Consider the following 24,865-nt stretch of genomic DNA (forward strand, 5'->3'; position numbering starts at 1 on the left):
GACGCCGTGGTGGATCTGGCCGACCGCATCCTCGACGCGGCCCAGCGGCTCGCGTTCCGGACGGGTGCCCGCAGGTTGTCGCTGTCGGACGTCGCGGCCCTGGCCGGGGTTTCGCGGCCGACCATCTACCGCTACTTCGCGTCCAAAGAGGAACTCATCGATGCGCTGGGGAGGCGGGAGCGCCAGCGCTTCGACGCAGCGATGGACCGGGCGATGTCCGGCGTCGTCGGCGTCGCGCGACTCGAAGCCGCCGTCGACGTCATCGCGACCTTCGTCGAGGCGCAGCCACCCGGTCGGCTGCTCGACCTGGAGCCGGGCTTCGCCCACGAACAGATGGCGCAGGCGCTGCCCATGCTCGCCGAGGGGTTGGTCGCGGTGTTGGCGCGCTGCGCCCGCGAGGGCGCCTTCGCCACGCCGGTGAACACGCGAGACCTGGCCGGCGCCATCGCGCGGACCGCGTTGAGCCACTACATATTTCCCGACCCCGACCGCGCCGCGGCGCGCCGCGAGATCCGGGCCGCGGCGGGCCTTCCGGCTCAGTCCAGCTGAAACTTCGTGGCGCCGAACGGCTCCGACGTGCCGAGCGCGACCACCGTCGACGGCGTCAGGCGATACAGATGCCACGGCGCCGGGCCCGCCGATTGGGCGCTGTACTCCGCCGTCAGCGCGTCGCCCGCAACCTCGCAAGGCCATCCGTCGCGAACGAAAGCATCTGCCGCGGAGGCTAATTCACCCGCGTCGGTGACCCGCCGCGCGGCGCCCTCGATCACGAGGTCGAACGGTTCGGTCGCGATGCTGACCACGCACCTGGAGTCGCGGGCCAGGTTGCGCGATTTCCGGGTCGCGAGGCCGGAGGTGAAGTACCAGCCGCCGCCGCACCCGACCACCCCGACCGCCGTCACGTGCGGGCTGCCGTCGGGATTGATCGTGGTGAGCCACACCGTGTGGCGGTTCGGGCCGCCGCTGCCCGGCGCCTGCGGCAGCGGGCCGTCCAGCACCTCCTTGACGCGCGCCCATTCGATCGGCGGCGCACCGTAGCCGTCGAGGTTGCGTTGTGTGATCGTCATGCCGGTATTGACCGGCGCCGGCCCCGGAAGTCATCGCTCGCGCAGCAGGAACAGGCCATAGGCGGCGATCGACTGCGCGTCGGCGATCACCCCGGACCGCATCATCCGCTCGACGTCCTCGCGCGAGAACCACTCGCTGTGCATGTCCTGTTCCTCGTGCTCGCGGTCGGCTTCGCCGTCGACAATGCCGGTGGCGAGGAACGCCCACCCGCGCTGGCTGCTCATTCCGGGGGCGACGTCCACCAGGCCGAGCGGCTCCAACGACGTCGCGCGCAGCCCCGTTTCCTCGCGCAACTCCCGCTCGGCCAGCTCACGCGGGTCGAGCTCCGCCAGGTCGGGGGCGCTGCCCTGGGGAAACTCCCAGCGCCGCGCGCCGACGGGATAGCGGAACTGCTCGACCAACCGGAAACGCTGCCCGTCGTAGGGCAGCACCAGCGCATAGGTCGGCTTGTCCACCACGGCGTAGATGCCCGGGCTGCCGTCCGGGCGGCGGATGTCGTCCTCCCGAACCGTCAGCCACCGGTTGCGATAGACCTCGCGCGATGCGACGCATTCGATGAAAGACACGCCGCCAGTATCACGGCCGGCGCGATAGCGGGACCAGTCAGGCGGGCGTTTCGGCGGCCCGCTTGATCGGTACGTTGTCCAATAGTCGTAACACCAATAGTCGTAACAACGGCCGAAGCGTGGGTGATCATGCGCCACCACATCATCGTCAGCGGCGACGACGCGCTGGCGACGACCATCGTCGAGGAGCTCAACAGCGCCGGGGTGCACATCGTCAAGGTGGCCACCGCCGCCGAGCTCGCCGGCGCCGGGGTGGCCCGCGCTCGCGCCGTCGTCTGCGCCGGCGACAACGACGCGACCAACCTCGAAATCGCCCTGCTGGCAAGGAAAGCCAACCCGAACGTGCGCGTGGTGGCGCGGCTGGCCAACGACGTGCTGCGGACGGCACTGACGGCCGACAAACGCCCCGGCGCGATCCTGGACGTCGCGGAGCTCGCGGCGCCGTCGGTCGTCGAGGCGTGCCTGGCGCACACCACGCACCCGTTCGAGGCGGCGGGCATCGAATTCGTCGTCTCGGGAGCCGAGGCACCGCGGGACGCGACGCTGCGCGAGATCTATGGCGGCCTGGCACCGGTGGCGGTGATCCACGGCGAGAACTCCCCCACGCCGGGCAAGGTGGAAGCGTGTCCGGGCCGGGATCTGCCGGTGCACGCCGGAGACTGGACGGCGATGATCGGCACCGCCGACGAGTTGGCCGCCCGCGGCATCAGGGTCCCGCGGCCGACCGCGAGCCGCTCGCGCCGGCCCCTGCCGCGGCGAATGCTCGACGCCCTGCGCGGCCTGCGTGACGACCTCAACCCGATGTTCTCGCGGGCGCTGATGGCCGCGGCCTGCCTGCTGATCGGGTCGACGATCATATTGCGCCTGTTCTATCAGCCGAACCCGAAGATGACGTGGCTCGACGCGTTGTACTTCAGCACCGAGACGATGGCGACGGTGGGCTACGGCGACTTCAGTTTCCTGTCACAGCCCACCTGGCTGCGGCTGTTCAGCATCATGTTGATGTTCGCCGGCGTGACCACCACCGCGCTGCTGGTCGCGTTCATCGCGGACCTGCTGCTCTCCCGGCGTTTCGTCCATTCGGCCGGCCGGCGCCGGGCACGGCACCTGCGCAACCACGTCATCGTCGTCGGGCTGGGTTCGTTCGGCAGCCGCGTCGTCGAGGACCTGACCGCCGCCGGGTACGACGTCGCGGTCATCGAGCGCGACGAGAACAACCGATTCCTGTCGTCGGCGGCCGAGCGCGACGTGCCGGTGATTTTCGGGGACGCGACGCTGCGCCAGACGCTGGAGGCGGCCGGGGTCACCCGGGCGCGGGCTGTGGCGGTGCTGACCCAGGACGACATGGTGAACATCGAGACGGGAATCGTGCTGCGCGAGATGCTGGGGCCCAGGGTGATGCCCGACGTCATCCGGACCGACGTCCCGCTGGTGCTGCGCGTGTACGACCGCGCGCTGGGGGCCGCGGTGGGGCAGCGGTTCGGTTTCGAGAACGTGCGGTCGACGGTCGAACTGTCCGCGCCGTGGTTCATCGGCGCCGCCATGGGCCTGCAGGTGCTGGGGACGTTTTCGGTGGGGCAGCGTTCGTTCATGGTGGGCGGCATGCACGTGGCGCCCGGCAGCGAACTCGACGGGCTGAAGATGTTCGAGCTGTCCACGCAGACCCGCGTCGTCGCGATCACCCGCGAGGACGCACCCGTCGCGCTGCACCCGCGCCGCGACGCCTGGCTTCGCGGCGGCGACACCGTCTACCTCGTCGGCCCGTACCGCGAGCTGCTGGCCACCCTGCGCAAGGGGCAGCCGCCGCAGGAACCCGCGGCCGGCCCCGATACGGGGAACGAGCGCGCGTCGGCCTAAAGCCGCCCCGCCACCTCCGCGGCGCGCCGCAGCTGGTCGAGATCCGAGCTGGTCGGGATCAGCTGGACCTCGTCGCTGCCGATCGCCTCGAACTTTCGCAGCACCGCCGCCAGCTCGTCCTCGCTGCCGGCCCACCCGGTCATCGGCGCCATCGCGTCGACGTACTCGGGCGGTATCCAGTTCATGTAGCGGCGCAGATGGCGGTGCACCTGGGCGCGGGCCTCCTCCGGCGGGCCGAACGCGAACCAAAACGACGTCATCAGGTGGGGCCTCGGCTTGCCGGCCTCGGCCCAGGCCGCGCGCGCCACGTCGAACAGCTCGTTCTGCTTGGCCTCGTCCAGGTCCAGGGTGGTGCCGGCCAGGCCGTCGGCCCAGGCCGCGGCGCTGCGGACGGTCTTGGGTCCGATGGTGCCGACGAACAGCGGCGGGCCGCCGGCCTGGACGGGCGGCGGCCCCACCGGCCGCGCCGACTCGGCGATCCTTTCGCCGGCCCACACCCGCTTCATCACCGCCACGCGGTCGGCCATGGCCCGCATCGTCTGGGTGGCCGGGTCGGCGCCGACGGCGTGGTAGTCCTCGTGCCTGCCGCCCACGCCGAGGCCCACGGTCAGCCGCCCGCCGCACAGCAGATCGCCCGTCGCCAACCCCTTGGCCAGCATGACGGGGTCGTGCAGCTGCGGCACGATCACCGTGGTCACCAGCCGTACCCGGCTGGTCCACGCGGCCAGTGCGCCGAGCAGCGTCAGGTTGTCCGGGTTGTCGAACGCGATGCGCTCGCCCCAGCACAGCGACGAGAACGGGCCCTCGTCGACGGCGCGCGCCCAGTTCTCCAGGATTCCGGCGTCCAGGTCCGGCTCCATCACCGGCATCGTCATCGCTATCCGCACGACGGCGATTCTGGCATGCCTTCAACCCGCGGACCCCCGAGTGGCAGCATGGGGCGGGTGGGCATAACCAGCACCTCGATCGCGCATGTCCGCCTCACAGTCACCGACATCGAGCGATCTCGGCAGTTCTACGAGAGCGTCTTCGATTGGCCCGTGTTGCTGGAGGTTCCCGAGAATGCGAGCGAAGCGACCCGCAAGCAGTTGAGCTTCCTGTTCGGCGGCGTGATCTACGACCTGGGCGGCACGCTGCTCGGGTTGCGCCCGGTCGCCAAGGACCGGTTCCACGAGGACCGCGCCGGCCTGGACCACCTCGCGTTCCGGCTGGGCAGCAAGGCCGAATTGGATTCCGCGGCAGCACATCTCGATGAAATCGGGGTCCACCACGAGCCGGTCAAGGACATCGGGCCGTCGTACATCCTCGAGTTCCGCGACCCCGACAACATCGCCCTGGAGCTGACGGCGCCGAAGTAGCCTCGAGCAGTGAACGACTCACCGCGCAGCGACGTTGTCGCTCGGCAATACGATCGCTGGCGCTATCCGCCCCCGATCCAGGATCTCGAGGTCTACTCGAAAACCAACTGGGAGTGGTTCGACCCGTTCCGATCCCATCGAATCCTGTGGCCCGACCGCGAATACCGGCCGGACCTCGACATCCTGATCGCGGGGTGCGGCGCGAATCAGGCGGCGGTGTTCGCCTTCACCAACCGGGCCGCCCGAGTCGTCGGGGTCGACGTCAGTCAATCGGCGCTCGATCATCAGCAGTATCTGAAGGACAAGCACGGGCTGCACAACCTGGAATTGCACCTGCTGCCGATCGAAGAATTGCCGGCGCTGCGACGAGACTTCGACCTGGTGGTGTCCACCGGGGTGCTGCATCACCTGGCGGATCCGCTGGCCGGCATGAAGGCGCTCGCGGGCTGCCTGCGGCGCGACGGCGTCATCGGGGTCATGCTCTACGCCAAATACGGCCGAATCGGCGTGGAACTGCTCGAGTCGGTCTTCCGCGACCTGGGGCTCTCCCAGGACGACACGTCGCTGCGGCTGGTCAAGGACGCGATCGCGATGCTTCCCGCGGAGCATCCCGTCCGCAGCTACCTGAAGGTGGCCCGCGACCTGGTCGACGACGGCGCCGTCGTCGACACGTTCCTGCACGGTCGCCAGCGCAGCTACACCGTCGAGGAGTGCCTGGATCTTGTCGCGTCGGCCGGGCTCGCGTTCCAGGGCTGGTTTCACAAGACGCCGTACTATCCGCACGACATCCTGGGGCCGGTGGGCGGATTTCACGCGGCGCTGGCGAAACTGCCCGACGTCAAACTCTGGTCGGTGATGGAGCGGATACAAACCCTCAACGCGACGCATTTCTTCATGGCGTGCCGCCCGGACCGCCCGAAAGAGCAATACACGATTGATTTTTCGATGCCCGAGTCCCTCGATTACGTTCCCGTGTTGCGCACCGCGTGCGTCGTGTCCGGAACCGACATCGTCTGGCCCGGCGCCACCAGGCTCACGCTCAGCCCCGTTCAGCTGCCCTTCATGCAACTCGTCGACGGCCGCCGCAGCATCCGTGAGATCGCGGCATCCGTGGCGCAGCCCGCCGAGTTGGCTCGCGAGCTCTTTCGGGCACTGTGGCGTCTCGACTTCCTGGCCATGGCCCGACCGTGCGCAGAATGACGGCGTTTACGGCGTGGCGCCGTACCAACACGCACGCTCGCGAGAAAAGGGGATACTGGGAAGAACTATGAGCATCAGTTTCAACCACACCATCGTCGCGTCGCGGGACAAGCGGGAGTCCGCGGAGTTTCTCGCCGAGCTGTTCGACCTGCCGAGCCCGAAGCCGTTCGGCCACTTCCTGGTTGTCGAGCTCGACCACGGCGCCAGCCTCGACTACGCGGACGCCCCCGAGGGCCAGGACATCCGCCGGCAGCATTACGCCTTCCTGGTCTCCGAGCCGGAGTTCGACGCGATCTACGGCAAGATCCGATCGCGCGGCATGGAGCACTGGGCCGACCCCGGCGCCAAGCGGCCCGGCGAGATCAACACCCGGGACGGCGGGCGAGGGGTGTACTTCATGGACCCCTCCGGGCACGCCATGGAGATCCTCACCCGTCCCTACGGCTCGGGCGGGTAGCCGGCTAGTCGACGCCGTGGCGCACGCTCTCCTGCGCCCGGTAGTCGTTGGCGAGCTGCGCGACGTGCTTGGGCAGCGCGCCGGCCGCGACGTCCGCCAGCGTCGTCTCCTCCAGCACCGAACGCATGCTGGCGCGCAGTGCCCGCCACACATCGGTCAGCGACGTCGTCGGCCCCGAGTACGGCAGGTCGCCGAGCCCGATGTCGCGGACGCTGGCCAGTGGCCCGTCGATGCAGCGCAGCACGTCGGCAATGCTGATCTCGTTTCCCGGGCGGGCCAGCTCGTAGCCGCCGTCGCGGCCGCGGTGGCTTCGCACCAGCCGGTCGGTGCGCAGGTTGGTCAGGATGTCGACGAGAAACTGCGGCGGGATGCCCTGCGCCTGCGCCAGGTCGTCGGTCTTGACCAGCGAGCCGCTGCTGGCCGTGGCGAGCTGGACCATCGCCCGCACCGCGTACTCGGCCTTGGCTGACATGCGCACCCTGAGGATTGTGCCACCCACCCGCGGAGGGACGCGGTCCGCGCTAGGGCTGGGACTCCCGGGACTCCAGCAGGTCGATGACGCTCTGCGCCAACTCCTCGAGCGGACGGTCCGAGGACAGCCGCAGGTCGGGATTCTTCGGCCGCTGATACGGGCTGTCGATGCCGGTGAAATGCGTGATCTCACCGGCGCGGGCTTTGGCGTACAGCCCCTTGGGATCACGCTTCTCGCACTCCGCGAGCGGGGTGTCGCAGAACACCTCGATGAAGTCGAAGCCCGCGTCGGTGTGGACCTTTCGCGCCATCTCCCGGTGCTCGGCCAGCGGGCTGATGGCCGGCACCAGCACGATCTGGCCGGAGTCGGCGAGCAGCGTCGCCACATGCGCCAGCCGGCGCAGGTTCTCGGCGCGGTCGGCCATGGAGAAGCCGAGGTCCGCGTTCAGGCCGTGCCGCAGGTTGTCGCCGTCGAGAACGTATGCGGGGATTCCCTTTTCGATCAGCTTTCGCTCGACGAGCATGGCCACCGACGACTTGCCGGCGCCCGACAGGCCGGTGAGCCAGACCGTCCTGCCCCGCACCGCCCGGTCGGCGGCGGTCACCAGTGACGCGTGCCGCACGGTGTTGGGGCTGGCCGTCTGCACCGCGACGTCGCGCAGCACCATGCCCGCGGCCACCGTGCCGTTGGTGTCCGGGTCGATGAGGATGAAGGAGCCGGTGCTGGCGTTGCGGGTGTACTCGTCGAGCAGCAGCGGCACCCGCGTGCGCAGCGAGACGCGGCCGAGTTCGTTGAGCTTCAATGCCGTTGCGGACTTGTCGCGGTGCAGGGTGTTGACGTCGAGCCGGTACTCCAGCGCGGTTATCCGCGCGTGGGTGGTGCGGGTGGTGTGCTTGATGACGTACTCGCGGCCCGGCTCCAGCGCCGAGCCGTCCGCCATCCAGCAGACGGTCGCGTCGAATTCCTGTGCGACCCTTGGGTGGTTGTTGGTGCGAGCGATCATGTCGCCGCGTGAGATGTCCAGCTCGTCGGTGAGGGTCACCGAGACGGCCATCGGCGGAAACGCCTCTGCCACAGGGCCGTTCGGCCCGTCGATGGAGGCGATCCGGGTGTTCTTGCCGGTCGGCAGCACCACCACCTCGTCGCCCGGGCGCATCACGCCGCTGGCCACCGTGCCCGCATAGCTGCGGTGGTCCTGGTGCTCGCGGGTGTGTGGCCGAATGACGTATTGCACCGGGAAGCGCACGTCGACCAGGTTGCGGTCACCGGCGATGTAGACCTCCTCGAGGTGCGACAGCAGCGCCGGTCCCTCGTACCACGGCGCCTTGTCCGACTTGGTCACCACGTTGTCGCCGTGCAGCGCGGATATCGGGATGGTCGCCACGTCCTGCACGTCCAGGCGGGCCGCGAAGGCGTGAAACTCGTCTCGGATCCAGTCGAATCTCTCCTTGTCCCAGTCGATCAGGTCCATCTTGTTGACCGCGAGCACGATGTGCTGGATGCCCAGCAGCGAGGCCAGGAAGGCGTGCCGGCGCGACTGCTCGAGCAGGCCCTGGCGGGCGTCGACGAGCACGATCACCAGTTGAGCGGTCGACGCGCCGGTCACCATGTTGCGGGTGTACTGGATGTGGCCCGGGGTGTCGGCGATGATGAATTTCCGCTTGGGAGTGGCAAAGTACCGGTACGCCACGTCGATGGTGATGCCCTGCTCGCGTTCGGCGCGCAGGCCGTCGGTGACCAGCGCCAGGTCGGTGTACTCGTGGCCGCGCTCCTTGGACGTGCGCTCCACCGACGCCCACTGGTCTTCCATCACGGCCTTGGAGTCATACAGCAGGCGCCCGATCAGCGTGGACTTGCCGTCGTCGACGGAGCCGGCGGTCGCGATGCGCAGCAGCGTGGCGGGCGCGGCCATCAGAAGTAACCCTGCCGCTTGCGGTCTTCCATCCCGGCCTCCGAGATCCGATCGTCGGCCCGGGTCGCGCCCCGCTCGGTCAGCCGGGACACCGCCGTCTCGGCGATCACCTCCGACACGGTGGCGGCCGTCGATTCCACACAGCCGGTACAGGTGACGTCGCCGACGGTGCGGAAACGCACCGTCGCCTCGAACACCGGCTCGTCGGGGCGCGGCTGCATGTGCCGGTGCACCGCCAGCAACATCCCGTCGCGCTGAAACACCTTGCGCCGGTGCGCGAAATAGATCGACGGCAGCTTGATCTTCTCGGCGCCGATGTAGGACCAGACGTCGAACTCGGTCCAGTTGGACAGCGGGAACACCCGAATGTGCTCGCCCTTGTGGTGCCGCCCGTTGTACAGGTTCCACAGCTCGGGGCGCTGGGCCTTCGGGTCCCACTGGCCGAACTCGTCGCGGAAGCTGAACACTCGCTCCTTGGCGCGCGCCTTCTCCTCGTCGCGCCGCGCTCCCCCGAACGCCGCGTCGAACTTGTTCTCCCGGATGGCGCGCAGCAGCGTCACCGTCTGGATCGGGTTGCGCGACGGGATGGTCTCGACGACGCGGCCGGCGTCGATGTCCTCCTGCACGGACGCGACCACGAGGCGCACCCCCGATTCGGCGACCAGTTCGTCGCGGGTGGCGATCACCTCGTCGAAGTTGTGGCCGGTGTCCACGTGCATCACCGGGAACGGCAGCCGTCCCGGCCGGAAGGCCTTGAGCGCCAGGTGCAGCATGACGATGGAGTCCTTGCCGCCCGAGAACAACAGCACCGGCCGCTCGAACTCCGCGGCCACCTCCCGGATGATGTGGATCGCCTCGGCCTCCAGCGAGCGCAGATGGCTCAATTCGTACTGTCCGGGCGTCGGCGCAGCCGTCACCGCGCTGGTCATGGGCCCCCTCTGCAAAATCCCTGTGAAATCCCGATAAACTTGGTAGAGTTTACCAGATTTATGCTTATTGTCGTATATGGAACCAGGCTCCCCCGCCAGTGTCAATGGCGCGGCCGCGTGTAACTTGGGGCTGGTCTTAGCCGGACAACGACAGGGAGGTTTCGCGGACCTGATGGCACCGTTGGCTACGGGGAACGGTCTGCCGAATGTGGTCGTCACCGGCATTGCCATGTCGACCGCACTGGCAACGGACGCCGAGAACACCTGGAAGTTGTTGCTGGACGGCCAAAGCGGCATTCGGACCCTGAACGACTCGTTCGTCGAGCACTACGACCTGCCGGTGCGCATCGGCGGGCACCTGCTCGAGGACTTCGACGACGGATGGACGCGCGCCGAGCGGCATCGGATGGGCTATCTGCAGCAGATGTCCACCGTCCTGAGCCGCCGGGTGTGGGACAACGCCGGCTCGCCCGAGGTCGACGGCAACCGGCTGATGGTGTCCATCGGCACCGGCCTGGGCTCCGCCGAACAGATCGTGTTCAGCTACGAAGACCTGCGCGCTCGCGGGAAGAACGCGGTCTCGCCGCTCGCGGTGCAGAAGTACATGCCCAACGGCGCCGCCGCGGCGGTGGGACTGGAGCGGCACGCCCGGGCCGGGGTGATCGCGCCGGTGTCGGCGTGCGCGTCGGGTTCGGAAGGCATCGCCCAGGCATGGCGCAACATCGTGCTCGGTGAGGCGGACATCGCCATTTGCGGCGGCGTCGAGGTCAGGATCGAGGCGGTCGCGATCGCGGCGTTCGCCCAGATGCGCATCGTGATGTCCACGAAGAACGACGACCCCGCGGGGGCTTGTCGCCCGTTCGACAGGGACCGCACCGGGTTCGTGTTCGGCGAGGGCGGTGCCCTGATGGTGATCGAGACCGAGGAGCACGCCAAGGCGCGTGGCGCCAAAATCCTGGCCCGGATCATGGGCGCCGCCATCACCTCCGACGGCTACCACATGGTGGCGCCGGACCCCAACGGCGAGCGCGCCGGGCACGCGATGACGCGGGCGATTCAGCTCGCCGGCATCACGCCCGAGGAAATCGACCACGTCAACGCCCACGCCACCGGCACCTCCGTCGGCGACCTCGCCGAGGGCAAGGCCATCAACAACGCGCTGGGCAGCAACAAGGCCGCGGTGTACGCGCCCAAGGCCGCGCTGGGCCACTCGGTCGGCGCGGTGGGCGCGGTGGAGTCGATCCTGACCCTGCTGGCGTTGCGGGACCAGGTGATCCCGCCGACGCTGAACCTGGTCAACCTGGATCCCGAGATCGACCTGGACGTGGTGGCCGGCAAGCCGCGGCCCGGCAACTACCGCTATGCCATCAACAACTCGTTCGGCTTCGGCGGGCACAACGTCGCGATCGCGTTCGGCCGGTACCCCTAACCTGGACGCATGGCAACCGGCCGCGACGTCATCGCACAGTTCATCCCGCAATCCCCGTTCGTCGCCAAGCTGGGCATCGTCGCCGAGCACTTGGGCGACGACGAGGTGCGGCTGCTGCTGCCGTGGGATCCGTCCAACATCACCATCGGCGACATGGTCCACGGCGGCGCCATCGCCACCCTCGCCGATGTCACCGTCATGGCGGCGGCCTGGTGCGGCGCGGAGGCGCCCCCGGATCTGCGGGGCGTGACGGTGTCGATGACGCTGGACTTCATGGCGCCGGCCCGCGCCACCGACGTGATCGGCGTGGGCCGGGTGCTGCGCCGCGGCCGGTCGCTGACCAACTGCGAGGCCGAGATCCTCGACGCTTCCGGCACGCTGGTCGCCAAGGCCCTGGCGACGTACAAGGTGGGCTGAATCGTCGCCGAAAGTGAAGCTGCTGCGAAATCTTTCGCGACGGCTTCACTCTCGGCGAAACGTTCTAGAGGGTGACCTCGTTGAGCTTGCCGGTGGCGACGTCGAAGACGAACCCGCGCGCCGAAACGTGCTTGGTCACGAACGGGCTGCTTTCGATGCGCCGCAACGACTGCCGGACATCCTCCGCGGGATCCGGGAACGCCTCGGCGGCCCACGGCGGCCGGATCCCGGTCTCGTCCTGAATGCTGCGCCTGAAGTCGTCGTCGGTGAAAGTGAGCATCCCGCAGTCGGTGTGGTGAATCAGGATGATCTCCCGCGTGCCCAGCAATCGCTGGCTGATGGCCAGCGAGCGGATGGCGTCGTCGGTGGCCACCCCGCCGGCGTTCCGGATGACGTGGGCCTCACCCTCGTTGAGGCCCAGCATGCGATACACGTCGAGCCGGGCATCCATGCACGCGAGGACCGCGACATGCTTGCTCGGCGGCATGGGCAGCGGTCCGTTGAAAGTGCTCGCATACTGTGCGTTGTTGGCCAAGTAGTCGTCGGTAACCGTCACACCAGCCTCCTGGGGTATCGCGTGGATCCTAATTGCGGGCCATCCCCAATTCACCCATGAAAATCAGCCGGATCACAAGGACCGCCCCGAGACGCTTTAACCTGTCCCAATGCGGCACGGGCGGCTCGGTCGGGCATGATTCGCTTCCTGGCGCGCCGGCTGCTCAACTACCTGGTGCTGCTCGCGCTGGCGTCGTTTCTGACCTACTGCCTGACTTCGCTCGCGTTCTCGCCGCTGGACAATCTGTTGCAGCGCAATCCGCGCCCACCGCAGGCCGTCATCGACGCCAAGGCCCACGCGCTCGGCCTGGACCAACCGATACCGATCCGCTACGCGCACTGGGCCTCGCACGCCGTCCGGGGCGACTTCGGCACGACCATCACCGGCCAGCCCGTCGCGACCACGCTGTGGCGCCGCATCGGAGTCAGCCTGCGGCTGCTGATCATTGGCTCCGTGGCCGGCACCGTGCTGGGCATCGCCGCCGGGGCGTGGGGCGCGATCCGTCAGTACCGGATCAGTGACCGCGTCGTCACCACGCTGGCGCTGCTGGTGCTGAGCACCCCGTCGTTCGTCATCGCGAACCTGCTGATACTCGGTGCCCTGCGGGTCAATTGGGCCGTCGGCATCCAGCTGTTCGACTACACCGGGGAGACGTCACCCGGCGTGGTGGGCGCGGCGCACGAGCTACTGGACCGGTTGCGGCATTTGATCCTGCCGACGCTGACGCTGGCGCTGATCGGCGCGGCCGGCTACAGCCGATATCAGCGCAACGCGATGCTCGACGTCCTGGGCCAGGATTTCATCCGCACCGCCCGCGCCAAGGGGCTGACCCGCCGGCGCGCGCTGCTGAAGCACGGGCTGCGCACCGCGCTGATCCCGCTGGCCACCCTGTTCGCCTACGGGGTGGCCGGGCTGGTCGTCGGGGCGGTGTTCGTCGAGAAGATCTTCGGCTGGCACGGCATGGGCGAATGGCTGGTGCAGGGCATTTCGACGCAGGACACCAACATCATCGCCGCGATCACCCTGTTCTCCGGCGCCGTGGTGTTGCTGGCCGGCCTGCTGTCCGACGTCATCTACGCGGCGCTCGACCCGAGGGTGCGGGTGTCATGACGTCTGGTACCGAAACCACTGCCGCCCAAGGGATTTCCGGCCCGGAGTTCGCCTCGCGCCGCACCCTGGTGCTGCGCAGGTTTGCCCGCAACCGGCTCGCGGTGGCGTCGCTGACGCTGCTGGTGCTGCTGTTCGCGGGCTGCTACCTGCTGCCGTCGCTGCTGCCCTACTCCTACGACGACCTCGACTTCAACGCGCTGCTGCAGCCGCCGAACGCCCGGCACTGGCTGGGCACCAACGCGCTGGGGCAAGACCTGCTGGCGCAGATCCTGCGGGGCATGCAGAAGTCGATGCTGATCGGTGTCTGCGTCGCGTTCATCTCCACCGGCATCGCGGCCACCGTCGGGTCCATCGCCGGCTATTTCGGCGGATGGCGGGACCGGGTGCTGATGTGGGTGGTGGACCTGCTGCTGGTGGTGCCCGCCTTCATCCTCATCGCCATCCTCACGCCGCGGGTCAAGAAGTCGTCCAGCATCCTGCTGCTGGTGCTGCTGCTGGCCGGCTTCGGCTGGATGATCAGCTCGCGCATGGTCCGCGGCATGACCATGAGCCTGCGCGATCGCGAATTCATCAGCGCCGCACGGTACATGGGGGTCACCAGCCGCCGTATCATCCTCGGCCACGTGGTGCCCAACGTGGCGTCCATCCTGATCATCGACGCCACGCTCAACGTCGCCTCGGCCATCCTGGCCGAAACCGGCCTGAGCTTCCTCGGTTTCGGCATCCAGCCGCCCGACGTGTCGCTGGGGACCCTGATCGCGAACGGCACCCAGTCCGCGACCACCTTCCCCTGGGTGTTCCTGTTTCCGGCCGGCGTCCTGGTGCTGATCCTGTTGTGCGCCAACCTGACCGGCGACGCGCTGCGCGACGCGCTGGACCCGGGCAGCGCGACGCTGCGGGGTGGCGCCCGGTGAGCCCGCTGCTGGAAGTGGCCGACCTGGCCGTCACCTTTCCCACCGACGGCGCACCGGTGACCGCGGTGCGCGGCATCGGCTACCACATCGAGCCCGGCGAAGTGGTGGCCATGGTCGGCGAATCGGGGTCGGGCAAGTCCGTTTCCGCGATGGCGGTGGTGGGCCTGCTGCCGGACTACGCCAGGGTGCGCGGCTCGGTGCGGTTGCACGGCACGGAGCTGCTGGGGCTCGGTGACGACGCGATGTCGCGCTTCCGCGGCAAGGCGGTCGGCATGGTGTTCCAGGATCCGATGTCCGCCCTGACACCGGTCTACACCGTCGGCGACCAGATCGCCGAGGCGATCGAGGTCCACCAGCCCGACGTGAGCCGCAAGGCGGCCCGTCGGCGCGCCGTGGAACTGCTTGAGCTGGTTGGCATCTCGCAGCCGGAGCGACGGGCCCGCGCCTTTCCGCACGAGCTGTCCGGCGGCGAACGGCAACGGGTTGTCATCGCGATCGCGATCGCCAACGACCCGGACCTGTTGATCTGCGACGAGCCGACCACCGCCCTGGACGTCACCGTGCAGGCGCAGATCCTCGAGGTGCTCAGGACCGCGCGCGACGTCACCGGCGCCGGGGTGCTCATCATCACCCACGACCTCGGCGTGGTCGCCGAGTTCGCCGACCGGGCGCTGGTGATGTATGCCGGCCGGGTCGTCGAGTCCGCCGGCGTGACCGACCTCTACCGCAACCGCCAGATGCCCTACACCGTGGGACTGTTGGGATCGGTTCCCCGGCTGGACGCCGCGCAGGGCACCCGGCTGGTGCCCATACCCGGTGCGCCCCCGTCGCTGGCCGGGCTCGACCCCGGCTGCCCGTTCGCGCCGCGCTGCCCGCTGGTGATCGACGAATGTCGCAGCGCGGAACCGGATCTGATCGAGGTCGGCGTGAACCATCGGGCGGCCTGCATCCGCACCGACCAGGTCGGCGAACGCAGCGCCGCGGACATCTACGGGGTCAACACCGCCGCGCGTGCGGCGCCGGCGGGCGATTCGTCGGTGGTGGTGCGGGTGCGCGATCTGGTCAAGACCTACCGGCTGACCAAGGGCGTGGTGCTGCGCCGCGCCGTCGGCGAGGTCCGCGCCGTCGACGGCGTCAGTTTCGAGCTGCGGCGGGGCCGCACCCTGGGCATCGTCGGTGAGTCCGGCTCGGGCAAGTCGACCACCCTGCACGAGATCCTGGAACTCGTTGCGCCACAATCGGGGTCGATCGAGGTGCTGGGCAACGACGTCGCCGCGTTGAGCCCGGCGAGCCGGCGCGCGCTGCGGCGCGACATCCAGGTGGTGTTCCAGGACCCGGTCGCGTCGCTGGACCCGCGGCTGCCGGTCTTCGAGCTGCTCGCCGAGCCGTTGCGGGCCAACGGGTTCGGCAAGGCCGACACCAACGCGCGGGTCGCCGAGCTGCTCGAGACCGTCGGATTGCGCCGCGCGGACGCGGCCCGCTACCCGGCGGAGTTCTCCGGTGGGCAGAAGCAGCGCATCGGCATCGCGCGGGCGCTGGCGCTGCGGCCCAAGATATTGGCCCTCGACGAGCCGGTGTCGGCCCTCGACGTCTCCATCCAGGCCGGGATCATCAACCTGCTGCTCGACCTGCAGGAGCGGTTCGGCCTGTCGTATCTGTTTGTCTCTCATGACCTTTCGGTGGTCAAGCACCTGGCCCACCGGGTGGCGGTGATGTATGCCGGTACCATCGTGGAGCAGGGCGACAGTGACCAACTCTTCGGCAATCCGCAACACGACTACACGCGGCGGCTGCTGGGCGCGGTGCCGCACCCGGGGAAGTATGTCTAGGGCGGCGGTTCTGTTGGTGGTCGCCGGCTTGGCGCTCACCGGGTGCTCGCCGGCCATAGACCTCGCGCCGTTGACCGGCAACGCCGCGTCGATCGGCACCACCAGCGATGTCAATCCGCGGGATCCCGCCACGCTGCGGGACGGCGGCGACCTGCGGCTGGCGCTCAGCGACTTTCCGCCGAACTTCAACATCCTGAGCATCGACGGCAACTCGGCCGAGGTCGCCGCGATGATGAAGGCCACGCTGCCGCGGGCGTTCGTCATCGGGCCGGACGGCTCGACGACCGTCGATACCGACTATTTCACCAGCGTCGAGCTCACCGGGACCAACCCGCAGGTGGTGACCTACACCATCAATCCCAAGGCCGTGTGGTCGGACGGCACACCGATCACGTGGCGCGACATCGCCAGCCAGATCCACGCCCTCAGCGGCGCCGACAAGGCCTTCGAGATCGCGGGCCTGTCCGGCGCCGACCGGGTGGCGGCGGTGACCCGGGGTGTCGACGACCGGCAGGCCGTCATGACCTTCGCCAAGCCGTATGCCGAGTGGCGTGGCATGTTCGCCGGCAACGGGATGCTGCTGCCGGAGAGCATGACCGCCACGCCCGAGGTGTTCAACAAGGGCCAGCTCGACGGTCCCGGCCCGTCGGCCGGCCCGTTCATCGTGTCGTCTCTGGACCGGACCACGCAGCGGATCACGTTGACCCGCAACCCGAAATGGTGGGGGCCGCGGCCGCGCCTGGACTCCATCACCTTCCTGGTGCTCGACGACGCCGCGCGGCTGCCGGCCCTGCAGAACAACACGATCGACGCGACGGGCGTCGGCACGCTGGACCAGCTGACCATCGCGCAGCGGACCAAGGGCATCTCGATCCGGCGCGCGCCGGCCCCGAGTTGGTCGCATTTCACGTTCAACGGGGCCCCGGGTTCCATCCTCGCCGACGAGAGGCTGCGCGTCGCGGTGTCCAAGGGCATCGACCGGCAGACCATCGCCAAGGTGGTCCAGTACGGCCTCACCAGCAACCCGGTGGCCCTCGGCAACCACATCTACGTCGCCGGTCAGGAGGGCTACCAGGACAACAGCGCCGTCGTCCCGTACGACCCCGCGGCGGCCAACCGCGAGCTCGATGCCCTGGGCTGGAAGCGCAACGGCCAGTTCCGGGAGAAGGACGGCCGCCAGCTGGTCGTCCGGGACTTGTTCTACGACGCGCAGGGCAGCAAGGTGTTCGCCCAGATCGCCCAGCACAGCCTGGCCCAGATCGGGGTCAAGCTCGAGCTGGTGGCCAGGTCCGGCAGCGGCTTCTTCACCAACTACATCAACGTCGGCGCCTTCGACATCGCGGCGTTCGGCTGGCAAGGCGACGCGTTTCCCCTGTCGGGGCTGACCCAGATCTACCAGTCCGACGGGGCGAGCAACTTCGGCAAGATCGGCAGCCCGGAGATCGACGCCGCGATCGAGCGCACGCTGGAGGAACTCGATCCCGTCAAGGCTCGGGCGCTGGCCAACGACCTCGACAAGCTCATCTGGGCCGAGGGGTTCAGCCTGCCGCTGACCCAGTCCCCGGGCGACGTCGCCGTGCGCAGCACGCTGGCGAATTTCGGCGCGCCGGGGCTGGCCGACCTGGACTACACCGCGATCGGGTTCATGCGGACCTGAGCCGCCGCAACGGAGCCACCGCCGGCAGCGGCGGCAGGGCGCCCTCGGCGATGGCGGCCACCTCGATCGCCTTCCACAGCAAGCGCACCGTGGCGCGCGGGGGCATCTCGTCCAGCGCCGGCGCCTGAGCGGCCAGCCCGTCGAGCTCGCCACGGAACGCGGCGCCGGCAATGGCCAGCGCGGCGGGCTCGCGGAAGTCCAGTGCGCTGTGCGCCATGGTGGGCAGCTTCAGCAGCACGGCGTCTGGCACCAGCGACGCCACCCGCTCGGCCACCGCAGGCGGGGTGATCAGGTCGCGGCCGCCGGAAACCACGACGGTAGGCCACCCGAAGTTCGGCATCTCGGCCACCAGGTCGTACGGCTCGTCTTCGAAACTGACTCGCTGCGTGCGGATTTCGCGTTCGGCCACGGCCGGGTCGAGCGGGAGGCCGTCGGGTTCGGCGGCGTAGTCCAGCTCGCGGAACGCGATGCGGCTCACCAGGTCTTCCTCGTAACGGTATGGGAGGTTGGACAGGGTGGTGAACCGGGATATGGCCCACCACAACAGCTTTCGCCCGTCCAGCAGCAGATCCAGTTGACGGTCCAGCAGGGTGGGGCCGCCGTGCCCGTAGATCGTCGCGACGATCTGCGTCGCCGACGCGGTCATCACGCCGGCATCGACGAGCTTGCGCACCTTCGGCGCCAACGGCGCGGTTTCGGGGCTGTCGCCTCGCAGTAGGAGCCGACGAATCGCGCGGCGCACGATCACGATGTCGTGCCGCGACAGCAGCGGTGAGTCGAGGACCATCGCCCGCACCCGGCCCGGATGGCGCACGCCGACGCCGGCCGCGATGTAGGTGCCGTACGACGTGCCGTAGAGGACGGCGGTGTCCGCGCGGGCGTCGTCGAGCACGGCGGCCACGTCGTCGACGACCTGGTTCACGGTGAGCGCGCGCGGCGGCAGGTCCGCGCCGGAGTCGTCGTGGCGTGACATCCCCACCCCGCGGTGCTCGATCATGATCACGTCGAGGCCGGCGGCGACCGCCCGCCGTCGCAGCCCCTTGTACATCTGCACCGACGTCACCCCCGGGCCGCCGGGGATGATCACCAGCGGGTGGGCGGACTGGCGCCCGGCACGCACGTAGAACAGGTCGAACTCGTCGCTGCTGCCCGGCGACACCGGCCGCCGCACCGGGCGCACGCCGGGCAACCCCGCCAGCTTTTCCTGCATCCGGCGCCGCTTCGCGTCCATGGTCATCGGTGTCGGCCCGCCATGGACCCATTCTGCCGACACGCAGGGTCAGCCGCGGATCAGGTCGGCCGCCACCTCGCCGATGAGCACCGACGGCGCGTGGGTGTGCCCGCGGACGGTGCTGGGCATCACCGAGGCGTCGGCCACCCGGAGCCCGTAGACCCCGCGGACGCGCAGCTGCGGATCCACCACGCTCGCTTCGTCGTTGCCCATCCGGCAGGTGCCCAGCGGGTGATACAGGGTGTGCGAGTTGGCGCTGAGCGCCAGCTCCAGGGTGGCCTCGTTCAGCTCGGTGCAGCCGCGCGGCCGGGCGATGGGGCCGAGCAGGTTTTTGAGGGCGGGGGCCGCCGCGATCCGCGCGCATATCCGCAGCCCCTCCATCATCGCGGCGCGGTCGACGCCGCCGGGGTCCGACAGGTAGCGCGGTTCGATGACCGGCTTGTCGTGCGGGTCGGCGGACCGCAGCGTGATCTGGCCGCGGCTTTCCGGTGCGACGAGGATCGGCCCGAAGACCACCCCGTGGCCCGGCGGCTTGGCCAGCAGGCCCTCGTCGTAGAACGGTGCCGGGGCGAAGATCAGCTCGAGGTCGGGAAGGTCCAGCTCGGGTCGGCTGCGCACGAATCCGTAGGCCTCGCCGACGTTGGAGGTGAGCATCCCGCGGCGCCGCAGCAGGTATTTGAGCATCTCCACGGGCTTTTGGGCGGCGGCCAGGCTGTCGCCGTCGACGTCGAAGCCCAGCGGCGTGACCAGGTGGTCAAGCAGGTTCTGCCCCACCTCGGGCGAATGGTGGACGGTGTCGATACCGAGATCGGTGAGGTGGTCGCGATTGCCGATGCCGGAAAGCATCAGCAGCTGGGGGCTGTTGACGGCGCCTCCGCAGAGGATCACCTCGCGGCGGGCATGCGCGACGCAGCGTTCGCCGTGCCGTTTGGCGCGCCGCCCGCCGCGCCGCTCGAGTTCGACGCCGACGGCGCGGGGCCCGTCGAAGACCACCCGGGTGACGGTGGCCCCGGTGAGCACGGTGAGGTTCTTGCGGTGCCTGGCCGGCTTCAGGTATGCGTCTGCGGCGCTGAATCGAGCGCCCCGCCGCTGGGTGACCACCGTTTCGCAAAAGCCCTCCGGCCGAGGCGAATTCGGTTGTGCCGGAGGAAAACCACACTCTCGGGTCGCGGCCAGCCAGGCCGCCGTCGAGGGACGCGGGCTGCGTTGCCGCGAGATCTGCAGCGGCCCGGTGACCCCGCTGTCGTCGCCGCTGACGAAGTGCCACGCCGCGGTGACATCCTCGATGCGGCGGAAGTACCCGAGCACGTCGGAGTAGGACCACTGCTGTCCGGCTCGCGCCGCCCACTCGTCGTAGTCGGCGGCGAATCCGCGCACCCACATCATCGCGTTCATCGACGACGACCCGCCGAGCACCTTGCCTCGGGGCCAATAGATCTCGCGGCCGCCGAGCTCGGCCTGCGGTTCGGTCAGGTAGTCCCAGTCGATCTCGCTGCGGAAGAGCTTGGAGAAGGCCGCCGGGATCGGAATGAATCGGTTCTTGTCCGGCGGGCCCGCCTCGAGCGCGACGACCGCGGTGGCCGGATCGCTGCTGAGCCGATTCGCCACGACCGCCCCGGCCGAGCCGGTGCCGACCACTAGGTAGTCGCACTGAATGTCCATGGTGCACTCCCGTTTCGGGGTGAGTGTAAGACGGTCGGGACCGCCGACGGCGCTAAACGTTCAGATCGATGCGCAGCGCGCCCTTGACGCCGTCGTAGCGGTCGGGGCTGCATGTCAGCACGATCACCTGACCGTCCGCGCCCACGGTGTCGAACACCTCACCCATCTTGGCCAGCCGATCCGGATCGGTGAAACCCAGCGCGTCGTCGACGACGACCGGAACGGAGTCCTCCTTGGCCACCAGCGCCGCGCCGGCCAGCCGCGCCAGGATGCCGAGTTGCTCCTTGGCTCCACCGGAAAGCGATTCGTACGGCACCGTGACGCCGTCCAGAGTGCGGCTGCGGATGCACAGGTCGCTGTCGATGTCGACCTCGAACGTGGGCCCGAACACCGGACGCCCCAGCCGCTGCAGCTCCGCGCGGTAGGGCTCGACGTAGCGCAGCCGGGTGGTGTCGCGGTGGCGGGACATCACCGACCGCAGCAGCTGCGCCGCGCGGGCCCGCTGGCCGACGCGGGTGTGCTCGCCGGCGGCGTGCTCGCGTTCGGTCTCCGCCGCGTCGAGCTTGCCCTGACGGCCCTCGCCGCCGATGACCGAGAGCTCGATGCTGATCTGGCGCAGGGCGCCCGCGCGATCCTCGTAGCGGTCGCGCAGCGAATCGGCCGCCGCGGCGGCCTCGGCCAGCTCGGCGGCCACCGCGTCCGGCGCGGCGGCGGCCAGTTCGTCGGCCAGCTCGGCGGCCCGTTGCTGCGCGGCGGTCGCGGCCCGCTCGCTCGACTCCGCCGCGGCCGACAGGTCCGCGTCGGCGACCGACGCGCGCTCGCGGGCCAGCTGGTCGGTGACCGTTTCCAGCTCGGCGCGTTGGGTCGCCAGCTTGTCGAGTAAAAGCGTTGTCCGGGTGGTTGTTTCGGCGAGCCGGGACGCGGCTTCGGCCGCCGTTTGACGGCGGGTCTCGCAGTCGGCTTCCGCGGCCAGCCGAGCGGCCTCCGCCGCGTCGAGCTCGGCGCGGGCCGCGGTGATGTCCGTTGCGACGAGCTCGGGTTCCGCCTGGCCCGCCTGCAACGCCGCCAGTCGCGCGCGCAGTTGGTCTTGTGACTCGTCGCCGCACAGGCCGGACAGCGTGGCGCTCAACTGGTCGCGGCGGCTCTGCAGTTCGCGACGCCGCTGGTCGGCGCGGCGTGCCGCGTCGAGGTCGGCGACACCGGCCGCGGCCAGCGCTGCCGCCAGCTCTTGTCGTGCCGCAGCGTGTTTGGCCTGAACATCGAGCGCGGTCGCGCCGGGGGTGATCCGGGCGGTCAGTATCCCGGGCACGTCGACCTCGGTCGGGCCGGTGGCGGTCGTGGACCAGATTTGCCCTGCCGACAACGTCACCCGCTGGTCGCCGGCGACGAGCTCGATGTCGGTTGCGGCGGTGAACTCGACCGCCGCCGACATCGACGCGAGCTGGTCGGCGGTGCGATCGACCGCCGCCGCGGCGTCCTCGACGCGCTGCAGCAGTTCGTCGGTCAGCACGACCGCGGAGAGCTCTTCGCAGACCGCGTCGCGGTCGCTCTGGGTCGCGTCGATCCTGCCGAGCCGGGCGCTCAACCGATCGGCCTCCTCGCGGTCGGCCAACCGGTCTACCGTGCGCCGGGCGGATTCGACGCGGCGGTGCAGGTCCGCCAGGGCCCGCGCGGCCTCCTCGACCGCCGCGGCGGACGCCTCGGCGGCGGCCCGCGCCCCCGCCTGCGCGTCGGCGGCCTCCTGCGCCTCCGCCTCGGTGGCGGCCACAGTCGCTGTGCGGGTTTGGATTTCGGCGAGCAGCCTTCGGCGTCCGGTGTGCGCCGCGATCGCGGCGGCGCTGGTGGCCGCCGCGGCCTCGGCGACCAGCTTGGCCTCACGCGCCTGGCGGGTGAGCTCCTCGATGTTCTCGGCGGTGGCCCGAGCGGCGGCCAGCCGCGGGCCGGCGGCCAGCCTTAGCTGCGACAGCTCGACCACTTCCTCGGTCAGGGCGGCGTGGCGACGGACGCGGTCGTCGACCTCGGCGACCGCCGCGGCGCATTCGTCGACCGCGGCTTCGGCGTCCTCCAGCCGGGAGATGGCCGACGACCACTCCCCGGTGGGTCGGCCGGTGGGGGTGAAGTAGCGCGCATACTCGGCGTCGATCCGCTCAATGAGCAACGGCTCGGCGCCGGACAGCGCCGCGGCGCTGTCGGATTGCGCGGCCGCCACGTCGAGGGCACGCGACAGCGCGTCACAACCGGACAGGTCCACCGCGACGGTCGACGCGGCCTGCAGGACCCGCTGGGCGCGCCACAGCTCGGTGTCCACCGTCTCGGCGAGCATCGACCGGACGCGCTCGTGGGCCTCGTCGCCGGTCAGCTGCTCGCGGCGCGGCGCCAGCACCGTCAATTCCGTCTCGCACTTCTTGTGGAACCGCTTGCGGTAGATGAAACGATAAGTGCCACAGCTTATTTCGGCGGTGACCTCGGAGCCGACGTCGCTGTGGGTCGGTTTGACCTGCTTGACCTCCTTCTTCGTCGAGCGGTCCCTGGCTTCCAGCAGCAGGTCCAGCGCTTCGATCATCGACGACTTGCCGACCTCGTTGGCGCCGTTGACCACGACCACACCGCGGTCGGGGAACTCGATCTCCCGGTGCGCGATACCGCGGTAATTCGTCAGGACCAGCCGATGCACCTTCATGCGGCGCCCCTGTCGGCCAGTCGCAGCAGCAGCGCCAGCGCCGCCTGCGCGTCGACCGCCGAGTCGGCGTCGCCGTCGCGCGCGGTGGCCACCAGCTCGTCGACGGCCGCCGCGGCGAACCCGCCGATGCCGAGGTCGCTGAACTCACCGTCGGCGGGTATCACGGCCAGGTCCGTGTGGCTGTCCCAGGTGCGCAAGTGCGCGAACAGCCGCGCGTATCTATCCAGGCACGCATCCAGCGCCGCCCGGTCGGTGACCGTCAGCGAACCCGTCAGCGCCAGCCGCACCACGGTCCGGTCCTTCTCGGTCATCAGGTCGAGGTTCATGTCGAGGTCGGCGATGTCGCGGCTGGAGTCGACCTGGCGTTGCAAGGTCACGAACCGCCAGCGGCCGACACGCCGCGATTGCACGCTGACGTCGTTGTCGTCGATGTCGACGACGAGGACGTGGCCGGGGTCGGACTCGACGTCGTCGAAGTTGGTGACCTCCGGCGACCCGGAGTACCAGACTCGGCCGCTGTCGCCGACCCGGGTGAGCGAATGCTTGTCGCCCAGCGCCACATAGTGAACCGCGCCGCGGGCCAGCGCGTCGTCGAGCCGTGCGAGCCGAATCAGCGAGGGCTTGTCCTTGTCGGGGTCCAGCACGTCGACGCCGCCGTGCGCGACGAGCACGCGGGTGACGGGGCCCGGGTCGAGGCCCTCGAGGACCTCGGCGACGAGGTCGGTGGTCGGGGCCTTGGACCGCCACGGCGCGGCCACGATCTCGACGCCGGGCCGAACCTCGTGGACGCCGGGCCGATCGAGGACGACGACGTTGTCGGGGCGTTCGGCGGTGAACAACTTGCCGGTGTACACCGACGATGCGTCCAGCGGGTCGTGGTTGCCCGGCAGGAGGTACACCGGAATACCGATGGCGCGCACGGCTTCCAGCGACTGGCCGATCACCTTGGGGGCGAGCTGATTGTGTTCGAAGACGTCACCGGCCACCACGACGAACTCGGCGCCCACCTCGGCCGCCAGCGCGCCCAGGCCGGCGACGGCGTCACGGCGTGCCGCGGAATACCGCGGCTGGGCGTCGCCGGCAAGGAAGTGCCTGGTCATTCCCAGCTGCCAATCGGCGGTGTGCAGGAATCGCATCTCCGGCGGCCCCCTTCCGAAATCGCATGGCTATCAAGGCACCGCGAGTCTAGGTCTGGACACCGACAAGTCCTGGGACGCGCACCGGCATGCCTTCGGCCGGCATTTCAACCTCGGCGAACCCGGTGTCGTTTTGCCCGCCTCAGCGCGACAATCGCGCGCCTGAGACTTCTTGTGCCACGTTGGTTTCTGTAGTCACAAGACGGCGCTTTCTGTCGGTGGGCTTGATAGTTTCGCCGTATGAGTTGCACCGAGGCATCGACTTTTCGGCCCGGTCGCCGACCAGTCGTACTGACAGCAACGATGACCTAGCGCGAATGCGTACAGGGTGGCTTATGACGGGGCCCAAATTCCTGCGTAGTGGCGTCAAACCCGCATCCCGCCAAAATGGCCTCGTTTTCGGGAACTGGTACGGATCGGGCACC

Annotated in this window: 21 protein-coding genes and 1 pseudogene; 11 read left to right on the forward strand and 11 right to left on the reverse strand. The window is 69.5% G+C overall.

Features of this window, described 5'->3' with window-relative positions; genetic code table 11:
- Positions 1-6 precede the first annotated feature (6 nt).
- A complete protein-coding gene (locus OQ968_RS07720) occupies positions 7-549 on the forward strand; it encodes a helix-turn-helix domain-containing protein (RefSeq protein ID WP_324676322.1) in 543 nt (180 codons plus the stop codon).
- Here OQ968_RS07720 and OQ968_RS07725 read toward each other — a convergent pair.
- Both OQ968_RS07725 and OQ968_RS07730 read right to left on the reverse strand, forming a co-directional pair.
- Positions 537-1,067 carry a pyridoxamine 5'-phosphate oxidase family protein gene (locus OQ968_RS07725; RefSeq protein ID WP_324676324.1) on the reverse strand — a complete coding sequence of 177 codons (531 nt, stop codon included), beginning with the start codon at positions 1,065-1,067 and terminating at the stop codon, positions 537-539. The genes OQ968_RS07720 and OQ968_RS07725 overlap by 13 nt on opposite strands.
- A gap of 30 nt (positions 1,068-1,097) precedes the next feature.
- Positions 1,098-1,634: an NUDIX hydrolase gene (locus OQ968_RS07730; protein ID WP_324676326.1), complete on the reverse strand. Its 537-nt coding sequence runs from the start codon at positions 1,632-1,634 to the stop codon at positions 1,098-1,100.
- A gap of 129 nt (positions 1,635-1,763) precedes the next feature.
- On the opposite strand from OQ968_RS07730, the gene OQ968_RS07735 reads away from it, so the two are divergent.
- Positions 1,764-3,491: a potassium channel family protein gene (locus OQ968_RS07735; protein WP_324676328.1), complete on the forward strand. Its 1,728-nt coding sequence runs from the start codon at positions 1,764-1,766 to the stop codon at positions 3,489-3,491.
- On the opposite strand, the gene OQ968_RS07740 is transcribed toward OQ968_RS07735, so the two are convergent.
- A complete protein-coding gene (locus tag OQ968_RS07740) occupies positions 3,488-4,366 on the reverse strand; it encodes an LLM class flavin-dependent oxidoreductase (RefSeq protein WP_324676673.1) in 879 nt (292 codons plus the stop codon). The two genes, OQ968_RS07735 and OQ968_RS07740, sit on opposite strands and share 4 nt — an antisense overlap.
- 69 nt (positions 4,367-4,435) lie before the next feature.
- Between OQ968_RS07740 and OQ968_RS07745 the strand changes: the two genes are divergently transcribed.
- The 3 genes from OQ968_RS07745 (at position 4,436) to OQ968_RS07755 (ending at position 6,506) form a co-directional block, all read left to right on the forward strand.
- On the forward strand, positions 4,436-4,849 hold the full coding sequence (locus OQ968_RS07745) for a VOC family protein (protein ID WP_324676330.1): 414 nt from the start codon (positions 4,436-4,438) through the stop codon (positions 4,847-4,849).
- 9 nt (positions 4,850-4,858) lie between these two features.
- Positions 4,859-6,049 carry a class I SAM-dependent methyltransferase gene (locus tag OQ968_RS07750; RefSeq protein ID WP_324676331.1) on the forward strand — a complete coding sequence of 397 codons (1,191 nt, stop codon included), beginning with the start codon at positions 4,859-4,861 and terminating at the stop codon, positions 6,047-6,049.
- 67 nt (positions 6,050-6,116) lie between these two features.
- Entirely contained in the window at positions 6,117-6,506 is a 390-nt protein-coding gene (locus OQ968_RS07755) for a VOC family protein (RefSeq protein ID WP_324676333.1), read from the forward strand.
- 4 nt (positions 6,507-6,510) lie between these two features.
- On the opposite strand, the gene OQ968_RS07760 is transcribed toward OQ968_RS07755, so the two are convergent.
- From OQ968_RS07760 to cysD, 3 genes and pseudogenes are all read right to left on the reverse strand, one after another.
- Positions 6,511-6,984: an RrF2 family transcriptional regulator gene (locus OQ968_RS07760; RefSeq protein ID WP_324676335.1), complete on the reverse strand. Its 474-nt coding sequence runs from the start codon at positions 6,982-6,984 to the stop codon at positions 6,511-6,513.
- Between the two features lie 43 nt (positions 6,985-7,027).
- A complete protein-coding gene (cysC, locus tag OQ968_RS07765) occupies positions 7,028-8,890 on the reverse strand; it encodes an adenylyl-sulfate kinase (protein ID WP_324676337.1) in 1,863 nt (620 codons plus the stop codon).
- Positions 8,890-9,887 (reverse strand): annotated as a pseudogene (gene cysD / locus OQ968_RS07770) (sulfate adenylyltransferase subunit CysD). The gene cysC and the pseudogene cysD overlap by 1 nt, the downstream one beginning before the upstream one ends.
- 104 nt (positions 9,888-9,991) lie before the next feature.
- On the opposite strand from cysD, the gene kasB reads away from it, so the two are divergent.
- Together kasB and OQ968_RS07780 are read left to right on the forward strand one after the other, a co-directional pair.
- The gene (gene kasB / locus OQ968_RS07775; protein ID WP_324676339.1) at positions 9,992-11,248 is read left to right on the forward strand and encodes a 3-oxoacyl-ACP synthase KasB; all 1,257 of its coding nucleotides are present in this window, start codon (positions 9,992-9,994) and stop codon (positions 11,246-11,248) included.
- A 9-nt stretch (positions 11,249-11,257) separates the two neighbouring features.
- Positions 11,258-11,665 carry a PaaI family thioesterase gene (locus tag OQ968_RS07780; RefSeq protein ID WP_324676341.1) on the forward strand — a complete coding sequence of 136 codons (408 nt, stop codon included), beginning with the start codon at positions 11,258-11,260 and terminating at the stop codon, positions 11,663-11,665.
- A 64-nt stretch (positions 11,666-11,729) separates the two neighbouring features.
- Here the strand turns inward: OQ968_RS07780 and OQ968_RS07785 are convergent, their stop codons facing one another.
- Positions 11,730-12,221: a carbonic anhydrase gene (locus OQ968_RS07785; RefSeq protein ID WP_324676342.1), complete on the reverse strand. Its 492-nt coding sequence runs from the start codon at positions 12,219-12,221 to the stop codon at positions 11,730-11,732.
- Between the two features lie 135 nt (positions 12,222-12,356).
- On the opposite strand from OQ968_RS07785, the gene OQ968_RS07790 reads away from it, so the two are divergent.
- The 4 genes from OQ968_RS07790 to OQ968_RS07805 are packed head-to-tail and all read left to right on the forward strand — an operon-like array spanning position 12,357 to position 17,731.
- Complete coding sequence (locus OQ968_RS07790; RefSeq protein WP_324676344.1) at positions 12,357-13,331, forward strand: ABC transporter permease; 975 nt, start codon at positions 12,357-12,359, stop codon at positions 13,329-13,331.
- Positions 13,328-14,245 (forward strand): ABC transporter permease, encoded by a 918-nt coding sequence (locus OQ968_RS07795; RefSeq protein ID WP_324676347.1) that lies wholly within the window; start codon positions 13,328-13,330, stop codon positions 14,243-14,245. Before OQ968_RS07790 ends, OQ968_RS07795 begins: the two co-directional genes overlap by 4 nt.
- Positions 14,242-16,074 (forward strand): ABC transporter ATP-binding protein, encoded by a 1,833-nt coding sequence (locus tag OQ968_RS07800; RefSeq protein ID WP_324676349.1) that lies wholly within the window; start codon positions 14,242-14,244, stop codon positions 16,072-16,074. The genes OQ968_RS07795 and OQ968_RS07800 overlap by 4 nt, the downstream gene beginning before the upstream one ends.
- Positions 16,067-17,731 carry an ABC transporter family substrate-binding protein gene (locus OQ968_RS07805; RefSeq protein WP_324676351.1) on the forward strand — a complete coding sequence of 555 codons (1,665 nt, stop codon included), beginning with the start codon at positions 16,067-16,069 and terminating at the stop codon, positions 17,729-17,731. The genes OQ968_RS07800 and OQ968_RS07805 overlap by 8 nt, the downstream gene beginning before the upstream one ends.
- On the opposite strand, the gene OQ968_RS07810 is transcribed toward OQ968_RS07805, so the two are convergent.
- The 4 genes from OQ968_RS07810 to OQ968_RS07825 are packed head-to-tail and all read right to left on the reverse strand — an operon-like array spanning position 17,718 to position 24,440.
- The gene (locus tag OQ968_RS07810; protein WP_324676353.1) at positions 17,718-18,968 is read right to left on the reverse strand and encodes an alpha/beta hydrolase; all 1,251 of its coding nucleotides are present in this window, start codon (positions 18,966-18,968) and stop codon (positions 17,718-17,720) included. The two genes, OQ968_RS07805 and OQ968_RS07810, sit on opposite strands and share 14 nt — an antisense overlap.
- A gap of 42 nt (positions 18,969-19,010) precedes the next feature.
- Positions 19,011-20,624, reverse strand: coding sequence for a GMC family oxidoreductase (locus tag OQ968_RS07815; RefSeq protein ID WP_324676355.1), 1,614 nt, complete (start codon positions 20,622-20,624; stop codon positions 19,011-19,013).
- 52 nt (positions 20,625-20,676) lie between these two features.
- Positions 20,677-23,304, reverse strand: a complete 2,628-nt coding sequence (locus OQ968_RS07820) for an AAA family ATPase (RefSeq protein ID WP_324676358.1) — start codon at positions 23,302-23,304, stop codon at positions 20,677-20,679.
- Positions 23,301-24,440, reverse strand: coding sequence for an exonuclease SbcCD subunit D (locus OQ968_RS07825; protein ID WP_324676360.1), 1,140 nt, complete (start codon positions 24,438-24,440; stop codon positions 23,301-23,303). The genes OQ968_RS07820 and OQ968_RS07825 overlap by 4 nt, the downstream gene beginning before the upstream one ends.
- Between the last annotated feature and the right edge of the window lie 425 nt (positions 24,441-24,865).

This window comes from Mycobacterium sp. 663a-19 (assembly GCF_035616495.1).
Classification (GTDB): Bacteria; Actinomycetota; Actinomycetes; order Mycobacteriales; family Mycobacteriaceae; genus Mycobacterium.